The organism is Microbacterium sp. BH-3-3-3, from assembly GCF_007679045.1.
GTDB lineage: Bacteria > Actinomycetota > Actinomycetes > Actinomycetales > Microbacteriaceae > Microbacterium > Microbacterium algihabitans.
Genome location: NZ_VEFS01000002.1, coordinates 35,553 through 54,460 on the forward strand (window position 1 = coordinate 35,553; position 18,908 = coordinate 54,460).

Sequence of the window (18,908 nt, forward strand, 5' to 3'; positions counted from 1 at the left end):
AGCCACCGGGCTCGCGCAACGCCAGGTCCCTGAGCTTGTCGAAGGGCCGGGACCACCCGCCCCTCCCGCCCGGAGGCTTCGACAGGCTCAGCCACCGGGCTCGCGCAACACCCCGCACTCCCGCCCGGAGGCTTCGACAGGCTCAGCCACCGGGCTCGCGCAACACCCCGCACTCCCGCCCGGGGGCTTCGACAGGCTCAGCCACCGGGCTCGCGCAACACCCGCACTCCCTCCCGGGGGCTTCGACAGGCTCAGCCACCGGGCTCGCGCAACACCCGCCCCGACAAGAGAGACACCGCCGTGCCGCTGGCCGACATACCCGCCCTGCTCGCCGCGCACCGCGCGGTCGGGGCCTTCAACTTCATCACCCTCGAGGTCGCCGAGGCGATCGTGACCGGAGCCGAGACCGCCGGCACCGGCGTGATCCTGCAGCTCTCGCAGAACGCCATCGCCTTCCACGGCGGTCTGGCCCCCGCCGCCTCCGCCGCCCTCCGGCTGGCCGAAACGGCACGGGTAGGCGTCGTGGTGCACCTCGACCACGCCACCGACGAGCCCCTCGTCGACGAGGCCCTGGCGGTCGGCATCCGTTCGGTCATGTTCGACGCCGCTCACCTGACCGACGCCGAGAACCTCGCGCGCACCGCCGCCGTCGCCGAACGCGTGCACGCGGCGGGCGGATGGATCGAGGCCGAGCTCGGCGAGATCGGCGGCAAGGGCGCTCACGCCCCCGGGGTGCGCACCGACGTCGCCGAGGCCGTGCGCTTCGTAAGCGAGACGCGCGTCGACGCCCTCGCGGTGGCGGTGGGCAGCGAGCACGCGATGCGCGAGCGCAGTGCCACCCTCGACGGGGAACTGATCGCCCGACTCGCCGCCGAACTCCCCGTGCCCCTCGTGCTGCACGGCTCGAGCGGTGTCGCCGACGCCGGCATCGACGCAGCGGTGCGCGCGGGCATGCGCAAGATCAACATCGGCACGCACCTCAACCAGGTGCTCACCTCGGCGGTGCGCGCCGAACTCGAGCGGGATCCGGATGCCATCGACCCGCGCCGCTGGCTGGCTCCCGGTCGCGCGGCGGTCGCCGCCGAGGTCGAACGGCTGCTCGGCGTCGTGACGGGACGCGCCGCATGAGCGGCATCGTCACCCTGACCGCCGCCGGCGCCATCGACGCCACGTATCGGGTCGGAACGCTCCGCCGCGGGGCCTTCGCGCGCGCCGACAGCTACACCCGCGAGGTGAGCGGCAAGGGCGTCAACGTCGCGGCCGCGCTCGCAGCCGGAGGTGCGGACGCCTTCGCCGTGGTGGTGCTCGGCGCCGACGACGTGCGGTTCGCGCGCTGCGGTCTGACCGCGCCCCTGCTGCGCATCGTCGAGGTACCCGGCGCGACGCGCGTGAACACCTCGATCATCGACGCCGACGGGGCGACGACCAAGGTCAACGCCCCGACTCCGCCGCTGTCGCCGGAGGCCTGGGAGGCCACGGTCTCGCTGACGCTCGGAGAGCTCGACCGCTGCGCCGCGTCGTGGCTCGTGCTGTCGGGGAGCCTTCCCGAGCTCGCCGGAACCGGTGCCCTCGTCGATCTCGCCGCCGTGCGCGCGGGGGCCGCCGAGCGCGGAGTGCGTCTCGCCGTCGACACCAGCGGCGCGGCCCTCGCCGCGCTGCTGGCCGACCCCGTCGGTATCGACCTGCTCACCCCGAACGCGGAGGAGCTCGCCGCAGCCGTCGATCGTCCTCTCGCGACTTTCGGCGAGGTCGTCGATGCCGCACGCGAGATCATCGGCCGCGGCGTCGAGACCGTCGCGGCCAGCTTGGGCGGAGACGGGCTGCTCGCCGTCACGGCCGAGCGCGCGGTCTTCGCCCGCGCCGAGGCCCCGTACGTCGCCAACACCGCGGGGGCCGGCGATGCCGCTCTCGCCGGTTTCCTCCTCGGCCTCACGCGTGCTCCCGCGGCGAACGCTTCCGGGGCCGACCCGCTCGCCGTCGCGGCCGCATCGGCCGCCGAGTGGGGCGCCCACGCCGTCGCGCACGCGTCGACGCTCGTGGCGGGGCCGCCGCTCGGCATCCGGGCTCTCGTCGAGACCTCGCCGGAGCTCGATCGCCCGCTCACCCCGGAGGACGCCGCATGAACCTCGCGCCCGTGCTCGCCGCCGTCGGTGATCCGTCCCGTGTGCGCACGCGCGCCATCGACCGGGTCGCGTACGCCAACGATGCCTCGCACTACCTGCTGACGCCCGAGGCGGTCGTGATCGCGTCGGATGCCGCCGAGGTCGGCGCCGTGATGCGCGCGGCGACGGCGTCGGGCACGCCCGTGACCTTCCGCTCCGGGGGCACGAGCCTGTCGGGGCAGTCGGCCGGGTCGGGCCTGCTGGTCGATGTGCGGCAGGGATTCGGGCGCATCGACGTGCTCGACGGCGGCCGGCGCGTGCGCGCGCAGCCGGGGGCCACCGTGCGCCAGGTCAACGCGCGGCTCCTGCGGCACGGGCACCGCCTCGGCCCCGATCCCGCGAGCGAGGCCGCGTGCACCATCGGCGGAGTCGTCGCCAACAACTCCAGCGGCATGGCGTGCGGAACGGTCGAGAACTCGTACCGCACCCTCGAATCGGTCGTGCTGGTACTGGCATCCGGAACCGTCGTCGACACCGCCGACCCCGACGCCGATCGGCTGCTCGCCCAGCGCGAGCCCGCGCTCGTCGACGAGCTCATGCGGCTGCGCGAGCGGGTGGTGTCGGACCCTGCGAGCGTCGCGCTCATCGAGCGGCAGTTCGCCATGAAGAACACCATGGGCTACGCCCTCAACGCCTTCGTCGACTTCGACACCCCCGCCGCCCTGCTCGCCCACCTGGTCGTCGGCTCGGAGGGGACGCTCGCGTTCGTCGCCGAGGCGACCTTCCGCACCGTGCCGATCCGACCCGCGATCGCCACGACCCTCGCGGTGTTCCCGACGCTCGACGCCGCCACGCGGTCTCTTCCCGCGCTGGTCGCGACGGGCGCGGCGACCCTGGAGCTGATGGATGCCACCTCGCTCCGCGTCGGCCAGCGTCTGGCCGGGACTCCCGCCGCGATCCACGGCTTCGACGCGACGACCCAGGCGGCGTTGCTCGTGGAGTATCACGCCGACGACCTCGAGACCCTGCGCGCGCTCGCCGAGAGTGGATCGCACGTGCTGGGGGAGCAGGACCTGCGCACCCCCGCGGTCTTCTCGAGCGACGCCGCCGACCGCGCGGCCGCGTGGACCTTCCGCAAGGGCCTCTACGCCTCGGTCGCCGGCGCCCGCCCGAGCGGCACCACGGCCCTGCTCGAAGACGTGGTCGTGCCCGTCGAACGCCTCGCCGACACCTGCGGGGGGCTCCAGGAGCTGTTCGCGCGCTACGGCTACGCCGACAGTGTGATCTTCGGTCACGCCAAAGACGGCAACATCCACTTCATGCTCACCGACCGGTTCGAGGGCGCGAAGGCCCTCGGCCGCTTCGAGGGGTTCACCGACGCGATGGTCGACCTCGTGCTCGACGCGGGTGGCAACCTCAAGGCCGAGCACGGCACGGGTCGCGCGATGGCGCCCTACGTGCGGCGGCAGTACGGCGACGAGCTGTACGACGTGATGGTGCGGCTCAAGCGCCTGCTCGACCCCCGCGGCATCCTGAACCCGGGTGTCATCATCGACGACGACCCGGCCGCGCACATGCGAAACCTCAAGACGCCGGTGTCGATCGAGCCCGAGGCCGACCGCTGCGTGGAGTGCGGATACTGCGAGCCGGTGTGCCCGAGCCGCTCGCTCACCCTCACCCCGCGCCAGCGCATCGTCGTGCGGCGCGCGTCGACCGCCGCTCGCGAGCGCGGTGACGGAGCGCTCGTCGCGGAGCTCGAGAAGGACTACGACTACGACGGCGTGCAGACCTGCGCGGTCGACGGCATGTGCCAGACGGCGTGCCCCGTGCTCATCAACACCGGCACGCTCATGAAGCGCTTCCGCCGCGAAGACGCCAACCCCGTGCTCGCCGCCGGCTGGTCGGCTGCGGCGACGGGGTGGGGCGCGGTGACGCGTGCGGGGTCTGCGGCCCTCTCGGTCGCCTCCGTGCTGCCCACGCCGGCGGTGCGGGCGGTGACGGATGCCGCGCGCGCGGTGCTCGGCACCGACACGATGCCCCGCTACGCGGACGAGCTGCCCGGCGGCGGAGCGTCGCGGAAGGCCTTGGGTCGGGTGGTCGGCGCCGTGGGGGTCGAGCCGAGCGCGGTGTTCCTGCCGGCGTGCGTCGGGAGCATGTTCGGACCCGCCTCCTCCGACGGCATCGGCGCGACCGAGGCGTTCGCGCGGCTGCTCGAGCGGGCGGGGGTCTCGGCGATCGTGCCCGAGGGGATCGATGCGCTGTGCTGCGGCACGCCGTGGTCGTCGAAGGGGTACGCGAAGGGCCACGCGACGATGTCGGCCCGCGTCCGGGCGGCGGTGGCCGCGGCCTCCCGCGGGGGCGAGCTGACGGTGGTGTGCGACGCCTCCAGCTGCACCGAGGGCTTCGCGGCGACCCTGCGCGACGAGGGAGTGAGGGTGGTGGATGCCGTGGCCTTCGCGGCATCCGCTCTGCTTCCGCACCTCGAGCCCAGGCCGGTGGCCGAGCTGCTGGCTCTGCACCCGACGTGCTCGTCGACGCAGCTGGGCATCGACCCTGCCCTGCGCGCGCTGGGCGAGGCCGTGGCGGCCGAGGTGCGCGTGCCCGACGCGTGGGGCTGCTGCGCCTACGCGGGGGACCGGGGCATGCTGCATCCGGAACTCACCGAGGCGGCCACGGCCCCCGAGGCGGCCGAGGTCGCCGGGCTCGGTGCCGATGCCTTCGCGTCGTGCAACCGCACCTGCGAGCTGGGCATGACGAAGGCGACGGGCGAGACGTACGTGCACGTGCTGGAGCTGCTGGAGCGCGCGACGCGCTAGCAGCGCAGCGGGTCCGGAAGATGGTCACCCCCTCTCCGTTGTGAGAGGGGGTGACCATCTGCAGAGGTGCTGTGCCGGTCAGGCAGCCATCACGCCGTAGCGCCGGTGGCCCTTGACGTCGTAGCGGTCCAGCATCATGACCTTCGACCACACCTGGGCGAAGTCGCGGACGAATCTCTCCTGTCCGTCGGTGCCGGCGTAGGCGTCGGCGATCGAGCGCAGCTGCGCGTTCGAGCCGAACACGAGGTCGTTCCTCGAGGCCCGCCAGCGTGCCTCACCGGTCGCCTGGATGCGGCCGGTGAAGGTCGACGCGGTGTCGTCGTCTTTCGTCCAGACCAGATCCGTGTCGGTCAGGTTGACGAAGAAATCCGTCGTCAGGACGCCGACGCGTTCCGTGAAGACACCTGTATCGGACCCGTCCCAGTTCGCGCCGAGGACGCGCAGGCCTGCGGTCAGGACGGTCCACTCGGGTGCGGTGAGCGTGAAGAGGTTCGCCTTGTCGAGGAACGCCGCCTCGGGGGCGACGCCGGGCGCGAACTGGTCGAATCGCTCCGACACGAAGTTGCGGAAGCCGTCCGCCACGGGCCGGAGCCACTCGAACATCTCGATGTCGGTGAGTTGCTGCGTCGTGTCGACGCGACCCGGGGTGAACGCGACGTCGACGTCGGAGCCCGCCGCCCGCGCCGCCCGCTCCACGGCGGCCGTGCCGGCGAGCACGATCAGGTCGGCAAGCGACACCTGCCGCCCGCCCGACGACGCGGCGAACTCCGCTTGCACCGACCGCAGCGCGTCGACCACCGGGATGGTGCGGCGGTTGATCGCCCAGTCCTTCTGGGGCGAGAGGGCGAGACGGCCACCGTTCGCACCGCCGCGCTTGTCGCTGTCGCGATAGGTCGACGCGGCGGCATAGGCCGTGTAGACGAGGTCGGACACGGACGCCCCCGTCGCGATGACGGCCTCTTTGAGGCTCGCCACATCCGCCTCGTCGAGGGCGGTTCCCTCGGCGTCGGGCAGGGGATCCTGCCAGAGCAGGTCGTCGGCGATGGTGACCTCGGGTCCGAGGTAGCGGTGCTTCGGGCCCATGTCGCGATGCGTGAGCTTGTACCAGGCCTTCGAGAACGCCAGCGTGAAGAGGTCGAAGTCGGCCAGGAAGCGTTCGCACACGGCCCGGTACGCCGGGTCGACCTTCAGGGCGATGTCCGAGGTCATCATCATCAGCGGGTTCATCTGCCCGGGCACGTGCGCGTCGGGGGTCTTCGGCGCGTTCGGGTCGGTGGGAGTCCACTGCAGGGCGCCGGCCGGGCTCTTCGTCTGCTCCCAGTCGAACGCGAACAGGTTCTCGAGGTAGGTGTTGTCCCACTGGATCGGGTTCGGGGTCCAGCTGCCCTCGATGCCGTTGGTCGAGGTGTTCTCGGCGTTGCCGCTGCCCACCGGGTTGTGCCATCCGAGACCCATCGACTCGATCGGCGCCAGCTCGGGCGAGGGGCCGATCTTCGACGCGGGTACCTGGCCGTGGCTCTTGCCGAACGCGTGGCCGCCGGCGATCAGCGCGACGGTCTCCTCATCGTTCATCGCCATGCGGGTGAAGGTGATGCGGATGTCGCGCGCCGAGCCCATCGGGTCGCCGTTGGCGTACGGTCCCTCGGGGTTGACGTAGATCAGGGCTTGGTGCGAGGCGGCCAAGGGGCTCTGCAGGTCGTAGTCCGCGTCGCCGTTCTCGCCGTGCCAGCGTTCGTCACGACTGACCATCTCGTCGGGGCTCTGAACGTTGTGCGGGTTCCAGACCTCGGGGCCCCACCAGGTGCCGTCGTCGGGCTCCCACGCATCGAGTCGTCCTCCGGCGAAGCCGTAGGTCGGCAGTCCCATCAACTCGAGCGAGCAGTTGCCGGTCAACACCATGAGGTCGGCCCACGACAGCGCGTTGCCGTACTTGTGCTTGATCGGCTGCAGCAGACGGCGGGATTTGTCGGTGTTGCCGTTGTCCCACCAGCTGCCGATCGGTGCGAATCGCTGCATCGCCGTTCCCGCCCCGCCGCGTCCGTCGGCGATGCGGTACGTGCCCGCGGCGTGCCAGGCCATGCGGATCATCTGCGGGCCGTAGTTGCCGTAATCCGCCGGCCACCAGTCGACCGAGGTGGTGAGCAGTTCTTTGATGTCGGCCTTGAGCGCGTCGAGATCGATCGTGGCGAACGCCGCCGCGTAGTCGAAGTCGGCACCGAGCGGGTCGGCGGCGACGCCGTTGCGGTGCAGCAGCTCGACCTTCAACCGCTGCGGATACCAGCCGTCGAGGCTCGGCGCCTGGCCGAAGGTGCCGCCGAGGTGATCGCCGCCGGCCGGGAGATCGCCGGCCATGTGGTAGCTGCAGGTATTGGTCCTGTCATCCGAGCTCATGGGTGCTCTTTCTGGTCTCGAGGGGGGAGAGCAACTTCGTCGAGTTCGGGTGCGACACGAGGCGGCGGCCGCTCACTCTGTCCGATCAAGAGCCTGAAGATGCGCGATTGAGCCCAGAGTAAGCAGCGTCCGGTGGGCGCGCTACGGACGAGAGAGAACACTCAGCCGATGCGTCGATGGTCCTAAACTGTGCGGCTTGTGTCCGCTGAGCTCGGCTCGGGCGTCGTCGTGGCGGTCGCGTGATCAGGCCGGGGCGAGCCGGAGCGCGCCGGATGCCGTGACCTCGAGCCGCACGGCATCCAGCCCGTCGACGACGAGGTCGGCCGTCAGTTCCTCTTCGGCGGTCGTGCCGGTGAGGGCGATCACCGCGCAGCCGGCGGCGCGGGCGGCGGCGATGCCGGCGGGGGCGTCTTCGACGACGAGGCAGCGGTCCGGCGAGAAACCGAGCCGCTCGGCCGCCAGCAGGAACGGCTCGGGGTCGGGCTTGCCGTTGACCACGTCGTCGACGGTCACGAACACCGCCGGCTTCGCGTAGCCGGCCGCGGCCAGGCGGGCCGTGGCGATCGGCACGGATCCCGAGGTGACGATCGCGCGGCGCTCGGCCGGGACGGCGTCGAAGAAGACGTCGGCCCCGCGGATGGGCTGCAGGCCCACGGCATCGGTCACCTCGAGGTCGGTGACGTGCGCGAGGGCCTCCGCGTGGCGATCGGCGGGGAGCAGGGCCCCCACGAGGGTGCGTGCGGGCTGGCCGTGGTTGGCGTGCAGCGCCTCCATCGACACCTCGAAGTGCTCGGCGAAGCGACGCCAGGAGCGCACGACGGATGCCGTGGAGTCGACGAGCGTGCCGTCGAGGTCGAAGAGCACGGCGTCGAACTCGCGGGAGAAGATCTCGGCGTCAGCGGGCACCGGACGTCGGATGCCGAGTGCGGGTAGCACGCGCGCGAGCTGCTGCGCGGTCGAGAGCTCGGCGTCGACGCCGAGCACTTCGATCGCCGGGGCGACGGCGGGGGTGTCGGGGCGGTGCGCGTCGCGGGCGGCGGCTCGATCGGCGCGACGGGAGGCCAGCACGGACGGGTCTCCGTCGACGTGCACGACGACGGGCGCGGTGGGGAAGAACGCATCGCGCAGCGCCTGCCACTCGTCGCCCCCCGCGAGCTCGGCGCTGAAGGGCGCCACCACGACGACGCGCCCTGCGGTCGAGAGCACGTCGGCCGCCGTCGCACGCAGCGCCGCGTACCGGCCGGCTCGGATCTCGGCCGCGAAAGGCGAGGTGAGCCAGTGGCCGCCCAGCGCATCGGCGGGGAGGGCGTCGAGCAGGGGAGTCGTCACGCTGTCGAGGTCGACGAGCGCAGCACCGAGCTCGGCGGCGATCGCGCGGCCCAGGGTGCTCTTGCCGCTGCCGGCGGGTCCGGCGACGACGACGGCGAGCGAATCGGGTATTTGACACGGCGACGGCATACCCCCACCATAGACGTAGCAAGTCACCGGTGTCATGCTTGAAATTCCGGGACTCGAAGAAGTTCCGGAAAGGACGGCCGCTCATGCAAGACACCGGTGTCACGGCATTCGCCCCCGCTGATGTTCCCGCCGCTGCGCCGCCGCGCCTGCACGGGGGGATCGACCTCGGCAGCACGGGCGTGAAGATGCTCGTCATCGACGACCACGGCACCGAGATCGCCAGCGCCCAGGTGCCCACCCCGTGGCGCGTGGGCGAGGGCGGAACGACCGACATCGACGCCGACGACCTGCTCGCCGCCGTCCGCGCGCTCGTCGGACTCGTCGACGCCCAGCTCGCGCCGCTCACGCCCGAGCCGCTGGCCTCGCTGGCCGTCGCGGGCATGGGCGAGACCGGGATCCTCATCGACGCCGACGGTCGCGCCGTCGCCCCCGGCTTCGCGTGGTTCGATCCGCGCGGGTGGGAGCAGATCGCGGTCTTCCCGGATGCCGTGCGCACCGAGTTCGCCGGACGCACGGGCCTGCCGCTCGGCGCGCAGGTGAGCGTCGCGAAGCTCGCCTGGCTGCGCGACCAGGGCACCTCGCTCGCGGGCCTGCGCTGGCTCGACCTGCCCGAGTTCGTCGTCGCGGCCCTCGGCGGCGACGTCGCCCTCGAGTTCTCGCTCGCCTCGCGCACGGGCCTCATCGACCAGGACTCCGGCGCCGCCTGGCCCGCGATGCTCCACGCACTCGGCGTCGACGCCGACCTGCTGCCGCCGCTGCGCGGAGGCGGTCTGCCCTGGGGTACGGCATCCGACGCCTTCGGCCCGCGACTCGCGGGCGCCGCGCTCACCGTCGCCGGCCACGACCACCTCGTCGCCGCGCAGGCCAACGGCACGCTCGACGCCGACGGCTACCACGTCTCGCTCGGCACCGCCGAGGTGCTGCTGCGCGTTCTCGACGAACCCCTCGGCTTCGCGGCGCGGCAGCGTCTGGCCGACGCCCTCATCAACGAGGTGCGTCACGTCGTCCCCGGCAAGCACGTGCTCGTCGCCGGAGTGAAGACCGGCCTGCTGCTGCGGCGCGCCCTGCACGCCGCGGGCATCAGCGACCGCGCCGGGCGCGACGCCCTCGACGCCGCCGTCATGGCTCTGCCGTACGAGGGAGAGCTCCCCGCCGGCGCGATCGAGGTCACCGGTGCGCGCAACGACGACGGCGTGCTGCGCCTGACCCTGCACACCGAGGCGTCACCCGCGGAGATCTTCGGTGCGGTGCTGCGGCACAGCAACGACGAGGTCGCCGCCCTCATCGAGGCCATGGACCGCGAGGTCGCGCCGGCGACCCGCTCCACCCTCACCGGCGGCTGGGCGGGCATGGCGAGCGTCCGCCGCGCGCGCGCCGAAGTGCTTCCCGATCCGTCCCTGTCCACCCGTGAGCAGGACGTCGCGTGGGGAGCCGCCGACATGGCGCGGCGCCTCGTCTCGGCATCCGTCCCCTCCTGACTTCCCACCCGCCGCGCCCGTCCCGATCGGACGCGCGAACAGACCCCAGAGAAGAGAGATCATGAACGAACTCACCACGCTCGAGCGCCGCGCGCTCCAGTCGATCAGCACCCCCGAGGGGCACATGCTCATCGTCGCCGCCGACCAGCGCAACGGCATGAAAGCCGCCATCAAGGACGCCCCGAACGGCTCCGACGCGATCTCGCGCGAAGAGCTCGCCGAGGTGAAGGCCGACCTCGTGCGCCACCTCGCCAACCACGCACCGGCCATCCTGCTCGACCCCGAGGTCGCGCTGCCCCAGATCGTCGACGACGGTGTGCTCGACCGCGACACCGGGCTCGTCGTGGGCCTGGACGCCTCGGGCTTCGAGACCGTCGACGGCCTGAAGTACACCCGCTTCGTGCCGGGTGTCACCCCTCGCACGGTGCGCGACATGGGCGGCACCGTAGCCAAGATGCTGTACTACACCCGCCCCGACAAGCAGGATGCCGACTCCCGCGTCGCGCAGGAGATCCGCGACCTGGTGCAGGCGTGCGACGACGAGGGACTGCTGCTCATCGTCGAGCTGCTGACCTACCAGCTCGAGGACGAGAGCGACGAGGAGTACAAGGCGAAGTTCGCCGACCTGGTCGTCGACGGGGCCGCGCTCGCCGTGGCGTGCGGCTCGAAGATCCTCAAGCTCCAGTACCCCGGCTCCGCCGAGGCGAGCGCCCGTGTGACCGAGGTCGCCCAGGGCGTGCCGTGGGCCGTGCTGTCGGCCGGCGTTGACCACGAGACCTTCATCGAGCAGGTGCGCACCGCCGTCGCGAACGGCGCCTCGGGTGCCATGGCCGGTCGATCGCTCTGGAAGGACAGCCTCTCGATCGACGCCGCTCGTCGCGAGGAGCTGCTCTCGGGTCGTGCCCTGCCGCGTCTGCGCGAGCTCGCCGACGCCGTCGACGGGCGCTGAGATGACCTCGCCCGCGCGGCGGTCGATCCCTCCGCGGGTGCACGCGGGGGAGGGTCGGTGCGCCGCCGCGCGGGCGGGGTGCCCCTCGCCACGCGAGGCCGCGCCGACACGGGGGCACGCAGACCGGCGGATAGGGTGGCGATTCGACCCCGTCCCGCCCATTCACCTCGGAGGTGCCTCGTGACGACCATGCGCGATGTCGCCCTGCGCGCGGGCGTCAGCACCAAGACCGTGTCGCGCGTGTTCAACGACGACCCCCATGTGCTCCCCGACACGCGCGCGCTGGTCGAAACCGCGATGCGCGAGCTGAACTACGTGCCCAACGCACTCGCGACCACCTTCCGCGCGGGGCGCGCCTCGGTGATCGGAGTGGCCGTCCCCGACGTCGTCGACCCGTTCTTCGCCGCGATCGCGCGTGCCGTCGAAGACACCGCGCGCAGCCACGGCCTCTCGACGCTCGTGACGAGCCTCGGCGAAGACCCGGATGACGAGAGGCCGGCGCTCGAATCGCTGCTCGGTCGACAGTTGACGGGGCTGGTGATCGCCCCCGTGGGGACCGACCACTCGTGGCTCGAGCGCTGGCGCGGGCACACCCCCATCGTCTTCGTCGACCGCGCCCCGGCGGGTCTGCACACCGACACCTTCACCGAGAACGACGAGGCCGGCGCCCACCTGGCGACGAGCCACCTCGTCTCGCACGGACACCGGCGCATCGCCTACCTCGGCGACCGGGTGCACCTGTCGACCGAGACCAAGCGCATCGACGGCTGGCGCCGCGCGCTCACCGAGGCCGGGATCGAGATCGACGAACAGCTGGTCGTCTCGCAGGTGTCGGACCGTGGGTCCGCGGCATCCGCCCTCGAAGACCTCCGCGCCCTGGCCGAACCGCCCACGGCCCTGTTCTCGGCCAACGCGCGCTCGTCGATGGCGCTCGCCCACGTGCTGCGCGGCGCCCCGATGCCCTTCGTCGGGTTCGGCGACTTCCCGATGGCCGACACGCTGACCCCCTCGGTCACCGTCATCGACCAGGACCCGCGCCGCATCGGCGCGCTCGCTGCCGAGCGGGTGTTCGCACGCCTCGAGCCCGACGCGGGCCTGGGGCTCGACGAGGTGACCGTCATCGACGTCTCACTCGTCGAGCGGGAGTCCTGCGGACTCTGATCGTCGCGGTGCACGCGCAGCGGAGGCGAGCGAGCGCGGCGCCCCCCAACGGCGCCGCACCCGCTGCCGACGACCGGAGCGCATGGCGCATCCGATCTGCGCGAGCGGGGGTCCCCCACGGCCGCCCTGCTCACGGTGGTTTCCATCCAAGCACAGCGACTCGTAAATAGCATCCAATGCATGTTCGTAAATACAACCCCTGACGTGCCGAAGGGTGACGTCTAGGATCGACACGTGGGTCGCGGCGCTGTCGGACCGCCCTCGCGGTACTCCCGCCGAGTGGTGGCGAATGTGGATCGCCTCCGTCAGGCCAAGGGCCTCACGGTGGGCGAGCTGCTGACGCGCGCCGGCATGACGAAGAGCTACTACCAGTCGCGCGCCGGCTTCTCTCTGCCCTACAACACGAACGACATCGAGGCGCTCGCCGCGGCCCTCGGAGTGAGCCCCGAAGAGCTTGCCAACCCGGCTGCCGCGCCCCGCATCGAGATGCGCGTACCGGCGGGTCCGATCGCCGAACGCGTGCGACGTCTCATCGCGAGCCACGGCTCACGAGAGTCGGATCTCCTCGCCGTTCTCGACGGCATCGACCCGGCCCTGGCCGAGAGCGCGCGGGCGCTGCTCGCCGCGACGACCAACACGGTCGTGCTCGACGAAGAAGTGCTGCGCGCCGTCACCGAATGGGCGGACGTGCCGGCCGAATACCTCACCGACTACACCGACGAGACGGTCACCGATCGCACCGAGGCGGAGCTCGAACTGCGCGGGGCGATGCGCGAGGCCGGGGCCAGCAGCATTCAGTTCCGGGCCCTCGGCGAGATGTCCCCCGACGCGTTGCGCGCCATCGCCCGCTCGCTGCGCGGCAGGCCGCCCGCGACGTGAGCGGACGCACGGGGGAACGGTCGTGAACGAGTCGGACGAGATCCTCACTCGCGTGCGTGAGCGCGGAGACGCGGCGTTCCGCCGCGCCGCACTGACCCCGGGGATGACCTTCGACGACGTCGTCGCGGCGGTCGAGAAGGCCCTCGAGATCCGCTTGACCATCGTGCCCGAGATCGACACGGCGCACTGGGGCACGATGACCGGCTTCCTGGCGTATTTCGCCGATCGGCGCGAGGGCAGCATCCACGTGCGGGCCTCGGATGCCACCGTCTACAGCCAGTTCGCCGCCTCGCACGAACTGGGGCATCTTCTCGATGACGCGCACTGCTCGGGGGCGCTGCACGAGCGCTCCGCGGCGTCGCCCCACGCCGCTCCCGGCCTCACGACTCCGGAATACGAGGCGGAACTCGTCGCGGAGCACGTCGCTCACCGCATCGCGCGTCTGCTGTACGCCTCGCCGAGGGTGGCCGAGTCGTCATGGTGACGGTGCTGCTCATCGATGCGGCGCTCGCGGGGTTGCTCCTCGTGGTGGTGCTGCGAGCGCGGGTCGCGTGGCAGCAGCCGCGGGCACGCATCGCGTGGCTCGCCGCCGCGGTCGGTGTGGTGGCGCTGCTCACCCAGGGCACGGTGGTGCCGCTCGAGGTGCTCGACGGTGCACTCGGGGGCACGAACGTGCTGAAGCTGGTGCAGAACGTGCTCACGATGGTCGCGCTGTGGCTCGGCGTGCAGGCGGGCACCGCCCCGGTGACCGCCCGCGTGCGCACCCTGCGGTGGCGTGTGCCGATCGTGCTCGGCGTCGTGTTCGTCGTCGTCTTCTTCGCCGCCATGCCCGACAGGACCGCGTCGTCGTTCTTTTTCTTGGAAGAGGCCGCAGCCACCTCGACCGGCGCCTGGTTCTACGGCGTGGTTCACATGGCCGGGATCGCCTTCGTCGGGGCGCTGCTCTGCGCGTCGGCGAGGGTGTCGCTGACGCGCACGCGGGTGTTCTTCCGCCTCGGTGCCGTGGGGATCGTGGCGGGATGCGTCAGCGAGATCGTCGATCTGACCCTCACGCGCTTCTTCGCCCCGAACGCCGTCGTCAGCGCCCTGTTCGACCCGCTGTTCTACCTCGGTGTCGTCTCGTTCGTCATCGGGATCTTCGTGGCCTCGAGGACCACCACCGCGATCCACCGACGTGGCGAGACGTTGCTCGCGCGTGTCGACGAGGTCGCTCGTGAACGCGGTGTGAGCATGCCGCCGGGGCTCGCCGCCGATGCGGTCGCCGACACGCGTCTGCACGCTCTGCGGGTCGCGATCGAAGACGCCGCCATCGCCACCTCGACGCCGCTCGCGGCCGATCAGCGCGCCCTGCTCGACGACGTCGACGCCCACCTCACCCGTCAGACCTCGGGAGCTCGCTCATGATTCGTTCGCTCGCCATCGGCGCCGGTGCGACCGCCGCGACGGTCGCCCTCGCGCACACCGCCCTCGCCGGGTACGTCGCGCGGAGGCTGATCGCACCGCGCGCACCAAAGGTGTTCTCGCCCGCCCTGATCAAGGGCGACACCGTCTCGGTCCCCGCCACGGCCGACAGTCTGCAGCCGGGCACCTACGGTCTGCGGCTCGACGACGGGTCGCACCTGAGGGTCGGCGAGGTGGTCCGCACCGACGGCGACCGCGTGGTGCGCACCGTGCTCGAACGTCCCTCGGGTCTCGCAGACGGCGAGGTGATCGCCGCGTGGACCTCGCAGAACATCGGCGCCCCCGAAGACGTCGGTCCCACACGGCACGTGTCGATTCCGCTCCGCCGCGGCGGGGTGGCCGAGGCGTGGGAGATCGGCGACGAGGCCACGGCCGACGGGCGGTGGACCATCCACGTGCACGGCCTGCGCTCGAGCCGCAACGGTGCGCTGCGGTCGGCTCCGGCGACCGTCGACGCCGGGTGGATATCGCTCGTCGTGTCGTACGCCGGCGACGAGGAGTGCGCCCCCGCCGACACCCTGCCCTCGACGCTCGGCACGCGCGAGTGGCGCGACGTCGACGACGCCATCGCCTACGCGGTGGAACGCGGGGCACGCGAGATCGTGCTCGTGGCCTGGTCGATGGGCGGCACCATCGCGATGCTCGCGGCGGAGCAGTCGGCCCATCGCGACGCCCTCGTCGGGCTCGTGCTCGTCGCCCCGGCGCTGGACTGGACGCGCATCGTCGAGAACGCCGTGGCATCCGCTCACCTGCCGCGCACCGTGGCGGCCGCTTCGATGCGCGTGCTCGGCAGCCCCGTGGGTGCCCGTGCCCTCGGCCTCGTCGAGGCCGTCGACGCCCGCGCGCTGACCTGGGTCGGACCGCAGCGCCCGGGTCCCGGCATCCCGACCCTCATCGTGCACAGCAGGGTCGACCCGGTGGTGCCGTTCTCGGGGTCGGTCGCCTACGTCGAACGGCATCCGGATGCCGAGCTCCTGGCGTTCGACGCCACCGGACACTGCAACGAGGCCAACCAGGAGACCGAGCGCTTCCACGACGGGATCGCCGGGTGGTTGCGGCGTCTCTGAGAGGACGAGGGTCGCTGAGATCGTCGGAGGTCCCTGGGCTTGTGGAAGGCCCCTGAGCCTGTCGAAGGTCCCTGAGCCTGTCGAAGGTCCCTGAGCCTGTCGAAGGGACCGGCAAGGAGCGGGGGCCGATAGCTCCGACAGGCTCAGCCACCTGCGTTCGCGGGACTCACGCGCCGTTGACTTCGGCGATCGCGCCACGGGCGCCGCGCGCGGCCAGCGACGCGCGCGCCGCCAGGTAGGCCTCGCGCAAGCGCGGGTTCTGCCCGAGGTCGCCGAAGACCGGCGCGTAGTCGAGCAGTCTTGCGGGATCGTCCGCGACGATCGCGCGCAGCTCGTCGAGACGACTGTCGACGGCCGGGGTCTGCTCGCCCGACTCGGTCCGCCCCTCGAGGAAGACGCTCCAGCCCGCGAGCACGAGGGCCGCGTGGTCGATGCGTCCGCCCGAGGCGAGCTGCTCGCGCACGACGGGCAGCAGGAACTTCGGCAGGCGGTCCGAGCCGTCGACGACCTGACGCGCGAGGGTGTCGCGGATCGCCTCGCTGCCGAAACGGGCGATGAGCTGGTCGCAGTACGCGTCGAGGTCGATCCCCGGAACCGCACGCAGCGTCGGGATCGCCTCGTCGTGCATGTAGCCCTGCAGGAAGTCGATGAACAGCGGGTCGGTGCACACCTCGTGCACGTAGTGCGTGCCCGAGAGGATGCCGAGGTAGCTCATCGCCTGGTGCGAGGCGTTGAGCAGGCGCAGCTTCATCAGCTCGTAGGGCTCGACGTCGTCGACGAGCTGCACCCCGACCTCGTCGAACGGCGGACGGCCGGCGGGGAAGGCGTCTTCGAGAACCCACTGCTCGAACGACTCGCTGCGCACCGGCCAACGGTCGCGGATGCCGAACTCCGAGGCGATCGCGTCGCGCGTCTCGTCGGTGGTCACGGGGGTGATGCGGTCGACCATCGAGTTCGGGAACGACACGTTCTCGGCGATCCAGCCCGACAGCGCGGCGTCGCGCCGCTCGGCGAAACCGAGCAGGGCGGCGCGGGCGACGTGTCCGTTGCCCTGGATGTTGTCGCACGACATGACGGTGAAGGCCGGGATGCCGGCATCCCGGCGTCGACGGAGAGCCTCGGTGAGCAGGCCCATGACGCTGCGCGGAGGGGTCGCTCCGTCGAGGTCGGCCAGGGTCGCCTCGTCGCGCGGGGCGTAGTCGCCGGTGGCGTCGTCGATGCCGTAACCACCCTCGGTGATGGTGAGCGAGACGATCGCGGTGTCGGGGTCGGTGAGCTTGGCGACGACCGCCTCGGGGTCGTCGGGCACGAAGAGGTACTCGACGATCGAGCCCACGACGCGCGCCGCGGAGGTGCCGTCGGGGGCGGTGGTGACGAGGGTGTAGAGGTCGTCTTGCGCGGCGAGGGCATCGCGCATGGCCGCGTCGAACGACAAGACCCCGACCCCGCACAGGCCCCACTCGGTGTGGCCGGCTTCGAGCAGGCGGTCGAGGTACATGGCCTCGTGCGCCCGGTGGAAGCCGCCCACACCGAAGTGCACGATGCGCGAGCGCACGGCCGACCTGTCGTACGTCGGAACGGAGACGTTCGCCGCGAGGGAGGGGAGGGCGGCGGCGGTGAGGTCGGTCATGCGGGGCTCCGTGGTTCGTGGAGAGGGGCGGGTGCGCGAGTCCGGTGGCTGAGCCTGTCGAAGCCTCCGCGCGGGAGGGGCAGGTGGTCCCGGGCCCTTCGACAAGCTCAGGGACCTGGGGTTGCGCGAGTCCGGGGGCTGGTGGTCCCGGTCCCTTCGACAGGCTCAGGGACCTGGTGTTGCGGGAGCCCGGTGGGTCCCGGCCCTTCGACAGGCTCAGGGACCTGGTGTGGAGGGAGGGGTGGGCGGGTTCGGGGCGGATTCCGTCGTTCGGGGCGGGATTTTCTCGCCCCGAACAACGAAACCCGCCCCAAACCGAGAGGAGAGGGGCGGATGCCGGGACCCGGGCAGTCGCTCCGGATCCCGGCATCCGGGATTCATCTCGCGTGAGGGGTCACTTGGTGTCGCTTGGGAGCGGCCCAGGCGACCGTTTGTGACCCCTCACGCGAGAGGGGTGTCGATCAGCAGCTGGACTTGTACACCGCGTCCTTGCCGTCGGTGTCGATGTTGTCCTTGGTGAGGATGGTGAAGCCGGTCTGGATCTTGGCTTCGGTGGGCTCGCCCTTGAGGGCGGCGATGGCCTGCTGCACGCCGTCCTGGCCGATGGTGGCGGGCTCCTGCGCGACGAGGGCCTGCACGGTGCCGGCCTCGAGGGCCTTCACCTGCGCGGGACCAGCGTCGAAGCCGACGATCGTGACCTGACCCTGCTTGCCGGCCTGCTGCACACCCGTGGCGGAGCCCTCGGCGGCGAACAGGTTGGCGGCGAAGATGCCGACGATGTCGGGGTCCTTCTGCAGGGCCGCGGTGACGATCTCGGCGGCGGTGGAGGGCTCGTTGTGCGAGTACTGCACGCCCACGGAGCTGAACTTGCTGTCCTTGGCGACGGCGTCTTCGAAGCCCTGGGCACGCGCGTCGGTCGTCGACACACCCGGGTCGGTCGAGACGACGAGCACCTTACCGCCGTTGGGGTTGGCCTTCTGGATCGCCTCGAACGCCGCGGCGCCGCCGCCGTTGTTGTCGGAGGAGATCTGCGAGACCGCGCCGGAGGGGTCTTCCAGCGTCGTGTCGACGAGGACCACCTTGATGCCGGCGGCCTCGGCCGCCGCGATGGGCGCCTGCATGGCGGACACGTCGGTGGGGGCGATCAGCAGCGCGTCGGGCTTGGAGGCGACGACGGCGTCGACGATGGGCTTCTGCAGGGTCGGGTCGAACTTCTCGGGGCCCTGCGTGGTGACGGTCGCGCCTTCCTTCTCTGCCTCGGCCTGGATGCCGCACTGCATGGAGATGTAGAACTCATCTCCGGCGACGCCCTGCACGAACGCGATCTTGTAGCCGCCGTCGGATCCGCCGGACGCGCCGCCCGACGCCGAGCCGCCCGAGCAGCCCGCGAGGGTGAGGGTCGCCGCCACACCGAAGACCGCCAGCGCGGTCGCCTTGTTGTTCCACTTCATTGTGATCACCGTTCTTGTTTCGAGTACTGCTGTCGGGTTGGTAAGGGATGGAGAGGGAATGGATG

Annotated in this window: 14 protein-coding genes; 10 read left to right on the forward strand and 4 right to left on the reverse strand. The window is 71.7% G+C overall.

Features of this window, described 5'->3' with window-relative positions:
• The first annotated feature begins 300 nt into the window (after positions 1-300).
• Genes FS769_RS07980 through FS769_RS07990 form a run of 3 tightly spaced genes read left to right on the forward strand, consistent with a single transcriptional unit; the run spans position 301 to position 4,918 of the window.
• A complete protein-coding gene (locus FS769_RS07980; protein ID WP_144832114.1) occupies positions 301-1,128 on the forward strand; it encodes a class II fructose-bisphosphate aldolase in 828 nt (275 codons plus the stop codon).
• Complete coding sequence (locus FS769_RS07985; protein WP_144832117.1) at positions 1,125-2,123, forward strand: PfkB family carbohydrate kinase; 999 nt, start codon at positions 1,125-1,127, stop codon at positions 2,121-2,123. Before FS769_RS07980 ends, FS769_RS07985 begins: the two co-directional genes overlap by 4 nt.
• Complete coding sequence (locus FS769_RS07990; RefSeq protein ID WP_144832120.1) at positions 2,120-4,918, forward strand: FAD-binding and (Fe-S)-binding domain-containing protein; 2,799 nt, start codon at positions 2,120-2,122, stop codon at positions 4,916-4,918. The genes FS769_RS07985 and FS769_RS07990 overlap by 4 nt, the downstream gene beginning before the upstream one ends.
• Positions 4,919-4,996: 78 nt before the next feature.
• Here FS769_RS07990 and katG read toward each other — a convergent pair whose 3' ends face one another.
• Positions 4,997-7,309, reverse strand: coding sequence for a catalase/peroxidase HPI (gene katG / locus FS769_RS07995; protein ID WP_144832124.1), 2,313 nt, complete (start codon positions 7,307-7,309; stop codon positions 4,997-4,999).
• 243 nt (positions 7,310-7,552) lie between these two features.
• Positions 7,553-8,767, reverse strand: a complete 1,215-nt coding sequence (locus FS769_RS08000) for an HAD-IA family hydrolase (protein WP_186325480.1) — start codon at positions 8,765-8,767, stop codon at positions 7,553-7,555.
• 83 nt (positions 8,768-8,850) lie between these two features.
• Here FS769_RS08000 and FS769_RS08005 point away from each other — a divergent pair, with 83 nt between their 5' ends.
• From FS769_RS08005 to FS769_RS08035, 7 genes are all read left to right on the forward strand, one after another.
• A complete protein-coding gene (locus tag FS769_RS08005) occupies positions 8,851-10,245 on the forward strand; it encodes an L-fuculokinase (RefSeq protein ID WP_144832130.1) in 1,395 nt (464 codons plus the stop codon).
• Positions 10,246-10,306: 61 nt separating this feature from the next.
• Positions 10,307-11,194, forward strand: a complete 888-nt coding sequence (locus tag FS769_RS08010; protein WP_144832132.1) for a tagatose-bisphosphate aldolase — start codon at positions 10,307-10,309, stop codon at positions 11,192-11,194.
• Between the two features lie 189 nt (positions 11,195-11,383).
• Positions 11,384-12,355 carry a LacI family DNA-binding transcriptional regulator gene (locus FS769_RS08015; RefSeq protein WP_144833095.1) on the forward strand — a complete coding sequence of 324 codons (972 nt, stop codon included), beginning with the start codon at positions 11,384-11,386 and terminating at the stop codon, positions 12,353-12,355.
• 234 nt (positions 12,356-12,589) lie between these two features.
• Positions 12,590-13,234, forward strand: a complete 645-nt coding sequence (locus FS769_RS08020; RefSeq protein WP_144832135.1) for a helix-turn-helix domain-containing protein — start codon at positions 12,590-12,592, stop codon at positions 13,232-13,234.
• Between the two features lie 22 nt (positions 13,235-13,256).
• On the forward strand, positions 13,257-13,718 hold the full coding sequence (locus FS769_RS08025) for a hypothetical protein (RefSeq protein ID WP_144832139.1): 462 nt from the start codon (positions 13,257-13,259) through the stop codon (positions 13,716-13,718).
• Entirely contained in the window at positions 13,712-14,638 is a 927-nt protein-coding gene (locus FS769_RS08030; protein WP_144832142.1) for a hypothetical protein, read from the forward strand. The genes FS769_RS08025 and FS769_RS08030 overlap by 7 nt, the downstream gene beginning before the upstream one ends.
• Positions 14,635-15,762 carry a carboxylesterase gene (locus FS769_RS08035; protein WP_144832145.1) on the forward strand — a complete coding sequence of 376 codons (1,128 nt, stop codon included), beginning with the start codon at positions 14,635-14,637 and terminating at the stop codon, positions 15,760-15,762. Before FS769_RS08030 ends, FS769_RS08035 begins: the two co-directional genes overlap by 4 nt.
• Before the next feature lie 166 nt (positions 15,763-15,928).
• Here FS769_RS08035 and FS769_RS08040 read toward each other — a convergent pair whose 3' ends face one another.
• A complete protein-coding gene (locus FS769_RS08040; protein WP_144832147.1) occupies positions 15,929-17,392 on the reverse strand; it encodes a mannitol dehydrogenase family protein in 1,464 nt (487 codons plus the stop codon).
• Between the two features lie 461 nt (positions 17,393-17,853).
• Positions 17,854-18,843, reverse strand: a complete 990-nt coding sequence (locus tag FS769_RS08045; RefSeq protein ID WP_144832150.1) for an ABC transporter substrate-binding protein — start codon at positions 18,841-18,843, stop codon at positions 17,854-17,856.
• Positions 18,844-18,908 lie beyond the last annotated feature (65 nt).

Excerpts from the sequence above, each read along its gene's own strand:
- FS769_RS08000 (WP_186325480.1), bottom strand. The coding sequence starts at position 8,767 with ATGCCGTCGCCGTGTCAAATACCCGATTCGCTCGCCGTCGTCGTCGCC.
- FS769_RS08040 (WP_144832147.1), bottom strand. The coding sequence starts at position 17,392 with ATGACCGACCTCACCGCCGCCGCCCTCCCCTCCCTCGCGGCGAACGTC.
- FS769_RS08010 (WP_144832132.1), top strand. The coding sequence starts at position 10,307 with ATGAACGAACTCACCACGCTCGAGCGCCGCGCGCTCCAGTCGATCAGC.
- FS769_RS08005 (WP_144832130.1), top strand. The coding sequence starts at position 8,851 with ATGCAAGACACCGGTGTCACGGCATTCGCCCCCGCTGATGTTCCCGCC.
- FS769_RS07990 (WP_144832120.1), top strand. The coding sequence starts at position 2,120 with ATGAACCTCGCGCCCGTGCTCGCCGCCGTCGGTGATCCGTCCCGTGTG.
- FS769_RS07985 (WP_144832117.1), top strand. The coding sequence starts at position 1,125 with ATGAGCGGCATCGTCACCCTGACCGCCGCCGGCGCCATCGACGCCACG.
- FS769_RS08035 (WP_144832145.1), top strand. The coding sequence starts at position 14,635 with ATGATTCGTTCGCTCGCCATCGGCGCCGGTGCGACCGCCGCGACGGTC.
- FS769_RS08030 (WP_144832142.1), top strand. The coding sequence starts at position 13,712 with ATGGTGACGGTGCTGCTCATCGATGCGGCGCTCGCGGGGTTGCTCCTC.
- katG (WP_144832124.1), bottom strand. The coding sequence starts at position 7,309 with ATGAGCTCGGATGACAGGACCAATACCTGCAGCTACCACATGGCCGGC.
- FS769_RS08015 (WP_144833095.1), top strand. The coding sequence starts at position 11,384 with ATGCGCGATGTCGCCCTGCGCGCGGGCGTCAGCACCAAGACCGTGTCG.
- FS769_RS08045 (WP_144832150.1), bottom strand. The coding sequence starts at position 18,843 with ATGAAGTGGAACAACAAGGCGACCGCGCTGGCGGTCTTCGGTGTGGCG.